A 4,640-nucleotide genomic window follows, 5' to 3' on the forward strand; every position below is an offset into this window, starting at 1 on the left:
TTAAGTTTATGTCCAGCCTCATGCTTTTTATGAAACCCATGAAATTAGGTCATCGAACCTTTTCCGAACTGACTTTTGGACTAGTTAAAACAGATTTCCGAATTGTGGCGGAAAGGAAGAGGAAAATGGGAAAAAATTTAAGAGATGATTTCTTGATAGTGACTCCAACTGTCAAGGAATTAGAGGTTGAAGTCAAAGCCCAAATAGTCAAAGAGAGTTTGAACAATCTCAAGGGTATCTATATTAAGCCTAACCAATAAGTATCAAATTCAGTTAGAGACAATTATTTCTGTTGGATAAGTAAGCAAAAAGGGGAATCGAGTTTGAAAAGAGGTCAGTATCATCTATTAGTATATATTGCGATGTTAGCAGCACAAGGGGTGGTAATTGGTCTAATTGAACGCTTTATTCCATCACCATTCGCTTTTGCTCCCGGAGCAAAATTAGGATTAGCCAATTTGATTACGATTATTGCTATTTTTACCTTACCTAAAAAATATAGTTTTCAAGTTGTGGCTATTAGAATTTTATTAACTACTTTATTAGGCGGAACGTTATCTACTTTCATGTATAGTGCTGCTGGTGGCGTGTTGAGCTACCTTGTGATGATTTTAATTCAGTATTTAGGGCCTAAAAGAGTGAGTATTGTTGGAATATCGGTCATGGGTGGGATTGCTCATAATGTGGGGCAATTAGGCATGGCAGCAATTCTTGCACAATCTTGGGCAGTTTTAAATTATCTTCCGATCTTATCTATTAGCGGTATTCTAGCTGGTTTTGCGGTTGGTTTTGCCGGTAATTTACTTTTGCACAAAATCTCCGTCTTACGTGTTTATCATGATGATTTAATGCAAGCTAAATCACAAATTAATTGGTTAACAATAAACGAATAAAGTGATGATATCAAGCCTGAGATATCATTACTTTTTTTATTCAAAAACATATTAAAATAAAAAGTATTTGAATAAGTATGTGAAAAAAACTTCAAAACAGATTGAATCGCTATTTTGTTTGTGCTATAATTATCAAGGAATTATTTTGTGTATTAATTTTAGGAGGAAGTAGAATAATGGCTAAAGAGATTGTCATTGTTGGTGCTGGATATGCCGGGGTAGCTGCCGCTCAACAATTAGGCAAAACGTTTAAAAAAGATGAGACGATTAACATTACCTTAATTGATAAGCATTCTTTTTTAACTTATATGACTGAATTACACGAGGTTGCAGGTGGAAGAGTAGAACCCGATGCAATTAAGTATGACTTACGTCGTTTATTCAAAAAGTATAAAAAAGTTGATTTAGTAACAGATACCATTAAATCTGTGAATTATGACACGAAAGAAGTATTCGGTGAACAACACACTTACAAATATGATTATTTAATCCTTGCTATGGGTGGGGAAGCTAACACTTATGGTATTGAAGGTGTTGAAGAACACGGTTTCACTTTATGGTCAATTGAAGCGGCAGAGCGAATTCGCGCGCATATTTTAAATGCTTGTTATCGTGCAGCGAGAGAACATGATGAAGTAAAACGTCGTGCCTTATTATCTTTCTTAGTTTGTGGTGCCGGTTTTACCGGTGTTGAAATGGTCGGAGAATTAGTGGATTGGGTTCCTCGTTTAGCACATGACTATAAGTTAAACCAAGAAGAATTCTCAATTCATTTATTAGATGTGACTCCAAATATTTTAAATATGGTAACAAAAGTTGAACAAGACAAAGCCATGAAATATTTACAAAAAGTTGGAGTAAAGACAACATTGGGCGATGGCGTCGTTAAAGTAGCTAATGATCATGTTGCATTGACGAGTGGTAAAACAATCCCAACTTATACAACGATTTGGGCTGCTGGTGTGCAAGCAAACACAGAAACAGCTGAATTTGGTATTGAAAAAGCACGTGCAGGTCGTTTAGTAGCTAACCAATATATGGAAGCTAAAGACCATGAAAATGTGTATGTTGTAGGTGACTTAGTTTATTATGAAGAAGCAGATAAAGATAACCAACCAGTACCGCAAATTGTCCAAGCAGCTGAACAAACTGGACATATTGCTGCCTTAAATGTGATAGCTGCTATTAATGGTGGCGAAAAACATGAGTACAAAGGAAAATATGATGGATTCATGGTATCAATCGGTTCTAAATATGGTGTGGCTTACTTGTATAATAGGTACCATATGAGCGGATTCTTCGCTATGTTATTAAAACATATCATCAATATTAAATACTTCTTCGATATTAGAAGTTTATATAATATGGTAACTTATACTCAACATGAGTTCTTTGATATTAAGGATCGTCGTAATATCTTTGGTGGATTCTTGTCTTCAAAAGGTAATAACTTATGGATGATTCCATTACGAATTTTCTATGGTTCAATGTGGTTAATTGAAGGCTTGAAGAAAGTATTTGGATTGTTCGGTGCAAATAGTTGGTTTGGAGATACAACAGTATTCCCGTTTGAATGGTTACAAGTTGCTGATGTAGCATCTGGTGCATCTGAAGCGGCCGACGCAACTTCTGCAGCGTCTGATGTGGCGGCAACAGCAGCTGATGCTTCTCAAGCAGTATTTAGCTTAAACTATGCTTATGGTGAAGAACCAATGTTAGTATTTGATAAAATGCCTGATTGGTTTGCTTCTATCATGAAATTTATGATGCCAAATCTAGAAGTTGCTTTATTTATGCAAAAATTTATGTCAGTAGTGGAGTTATTAATTGGTTTAGCATTAATCGCTGGATTATTCACTTGGTTAGTAAGTGCAGGAACGGTTGTTTTAGTGGCAATGTTCTGTTTATCAGGTATGTTCTACTGGGTTAACATGTGGTTCGTTCCGGTTGCCATTGCTTTAATGAATGGTTCAGGACATGCATTTGGTTTAGATTACTGGGTAATGCCATGGTTAGGTAAACTCTTTGATAAATGGCTCTATGGTAAACCAAATCATATTTATAATGATAAATTTAAATAATTATGTTAAAGTTGAGAAGTAGAGAGTAATCTCGCTTTTCAACTTTTTTTAGAAATGGAGTAAACAGTGTGGTTCATAAAATATGGGAATCATATCCAACGATTGAAAAAGCACTTTATGATGTGAAAAAATTGATGAAGAATTCAATAAAAGTGCCAATGGTTGAAGTTAATAATAAAATTTTGGAGTATATAGACGCCCCTGGAAAATATTTAAGATCAGGGTTAACGATTATGGTTGCCGATAATTTAGGTTTACCAATCGATCACGACGTTATTTCAGCTGCGGCGGGACTTGAATTAATGCATTTATCAACCTTAATACATGACGATGTGATTGATAAAGCGGATACTCGCCGTGGTGTAACCGTTATCCAAAAGGATTTTTCAAATAAAATTGCTATTTATGCTGGAGATTATTTATTATCTCTTTCTAGTCGATTGCTTGTTGAATCCAATTTAAAGATTAATCGCAATATGATCGATAATAAAGTGATTGAGCATATTTTAATTGGGGAGTTACGTCAGTTAATGAATCAAAATCGAGATGACATGACGATTCATGATTATTTAAGACAGATTAAAGGCAAGACCGCCACTTTATTTGGCTTAGCGGTGATGATAGCTGGGATTAAAGCAGAGTTACCAAGACGTGATCTGAAACGCCTTTATTATGCCGGTCAAATGATTGGGATGGCCTTTCAATTAAATGACGATTTAATAGATTACCATCAAGATTCAACAATCAGTGGTAAGCCTAGATTACAAGATGTACAAAATGGAATTTATACGGCGCCATATCTAATGTTAAAAGAGCAAGTAGATAATATTAGTGACTTGGAATATGAAGAATTACCCCGATTAATGAAAGAGTATCAAATATTTGATTCAGTTGAGGCAGTTATCACAAGTTATTTAAATAAGAGTTGGCATTATTTTGAGTTAGTCAATATTAATCCAACTAAGATTAAAGAGTTATTACGAAAATTAGATTACTAAAATATAATAGGGGTGGGTGGAAACTTGATAAATTCAGTCAAGTTTTTGCCCCTATTCTATCAATCAATGGTTAATCTAAATTAAATTATATTTTAAAAGTAGTTTGATAGCTATTCAAGTATGTAAGGGAGTGCCACATGGGAGTGGGCAAGAAGTAGAAAATCAGTTGATTTTCACTTCGTCTGCCCACTCCCTTGTCCATTCCTTTTTTTTATATAGCGTTTTAGTTGAAGATTGGCAATCGCATCCAACTTTTTGTCCATCACCAGACTAAATTTAGTCTCAGTTTAGTTGTTAGATTTAAATTTTATCATAAGCAGATAAAAAGTTTAAAATCGTAATAAAGTCACATGTTTTTAGTAACTTTACTAAGTGAAGGTTAGTTTCAGATCGTTTTTTATTTTTAATATAGTTCAAAAATGGTGTTATATTAGACATAAATTCTGCTTTATTGTATAATTATGATGCGGTTTCAAATAGAACGCAAAAAAAGAAAGAGGGAATGATTATATGGAAATGAAAAAGTTATTACTTAAGAGCTCTTTATTATTAGGTTCTGTTTTCTTATTAACAGCATGTGGTTCAAATGAAACTACAGAAGAAACAACAGTTGCTGAAACAACTGCAGCTGTAGAAGAAACAACAGTTGCTGAAACAACTGAAGCAGT

4 protein-coding genes are annotated in these 4,640 nt (G+C 34.2%); all 4 read left to right on the forward strand.

The features are described 5' to 3' along the window. Window positions 1-260, forward strand: a 260-nt coding sequence (locus GSA01S_RS11010) for a hypothetical protein (protein WP_217994646.1), incomplete at its 5' end; no start/stop codon positions are given. A 102-nt stretch (window positions 261-362) separates the two neighbouring features. Then, window positions 363-893 carry a Gx transporter family protein gene (locus GSA01S_RS09390; protein ID WP_066126920.1) on the forward strand — a complete coding sequence of 177 codons (531 nt, stop codon included), beginning with the start codon at window positions 363-365 and terminating at the stop codon, window positions 891-893. 176 nt (window positions 894-1,069) lie between these two features. After that, on the forward strand, window positions 1,070-2,974 hold the full coding sequence (locus GSA01S_RS09395) for an FAD-dependent oxidoreductase (RefSeq protein WP_066126916.1): 1,905 nt from the start codon (window positions 1,070-1,072) through the stop codon (window positions 2,972-2,974). 68 nt (window positions 2,975-3,042) lie between these two features. Then, complete coding sequence (locus tag GSA01S_RS09400) at window positions 3,043-3,972, forward strand: polyprenyl synthetase family protein (RefSeq protein WP_066126918.1); 930 nt, start codon at window positions 3,043-3,045, stop codon at window positions 3,970-3,972. Window positions 3,973-4,640 lie beyond the last annotated feature (668 nt).

This window comes from Globicatella sanguinis NBRC 15551, from assembly GCF_001552295.1.
Lineage (GTDB): Bacteria > Bacillota > Bacilli > Lactobacillales > Aerococcaceae > Globicatella > Globicatella sanguinis.